The organism is Phyllobacterium sp. P5_D12 (assembly GCF_054049495.1).
The window spans coordinates 1-1,134 of record NZ_JBFUMG010000937.1; the positions used below are offsets into that span (position 1 = coordinate 1).

1 protein-coding gene is annotated in these 1,134 nt (G+C 56.1%); it reads left to right on the forward strand.

The window, feature by feature from the left end; all coding sequences use genetic code 11:
- Positions 1-1,008, forward strand: a 1,008-nt coding sequence (locus tag ACXJ5O_RS27785; protein ID WP_457302727.1) for an ABC transporter ATP-binding protein, incomplete at its 5' end; no start/stop codon positions are given.
- Between the last annotated feature and the right edge of the window lie 126 nt (positions 1,009-1,134).

Sequence of the window (1,134 nt, forward strand, 5' to 3'; positions counted from 1 at the left end):
CTCCAAACCCGCCAGGGGGCACTACCGCCGCTGACCGAGGTCCTGCATGCGATGCTTTTTTTGGCTGTGGTCGTGGTTGCCTGGGTCGTGAACGTGAGTTTTCCGGTTATCGTCGCATTCATCGTCCTGCTCTACCGGCTGCAGCCGCATATGCGTGCCCTGCAATTGTCGTGGAGCCAGATCCAGGGTTGGAGCGGGTCACTGGAAGAAGTGAGATGGCTGCTGGATTCGTCAGATAAACCAGAACCTCCAACGGGCACGCAGCAGGCCCAAGGCTTACGTCAACGGATGCAATTCGACGGTGTAACCTTTAAATACCCTGGTTCAAGCTCCCGCGCCGCAGTATTGCATTCCGCGACCTTCGAAATCCGCAGCGGTTGCTCGACAGCAATCATCGGTCGATCAGGTGCGGGCAAAACCACTGTGGTAAACCTTTTGTGCAGATTTGTGGATCCGGATGAGGGGCAGATCATCGTTGATGGCGTACCCTTGAACCAGATCGACCCCACCCAATGGCGAAGCCAGATCGCGTTGGCAAGCCAGGACCTGGAACTTGTGGACGGCACGATTTTGGAGAACATCACCTACGGGCAAGACCTGGCGACAGCCGCCGAAGCGGAGGGCGCGGCAAAATTGGCCGAGGCACACGAGTTTATAGAAAACCTGCCTTATGGATATCAAACGATCGTTGGCTACAGGGGTGTCAATTTGTCGGCCGGACAGCGGCAACGCATTGCACTGGCAAGAGCAATGGTGCGCGATCCCGACATCCTGATTCTGGACGAAGCCACAAACGCTGTGGATGGTCTCTCGGAAGCGGCGATCGTCGAGACGCTTAAATCGAGGGCAGGACGGCGTACAACGATCGTGATCAGTCATCACAGGAGCACGATTGCATTTTGCGATGATGTTGTGATCCTCAGTGGCGGTCGCGTGAAGAGCCAGGCTCCATTTGCCGAAGTAGCCTCATTGAGTATGGACCAACTCTATGAGCATAAAAACGCCTGACGAGCTCGGAATCGTTTCCCGTTGGGAGCGGAGAGATGCGCGCTGACGGTGAAGCGGCCACCAGGCTGTGTTAGTAAGATCCGCGAGACGCGCATACGGCGGGAATGGTCTTGAGAATGATTATGA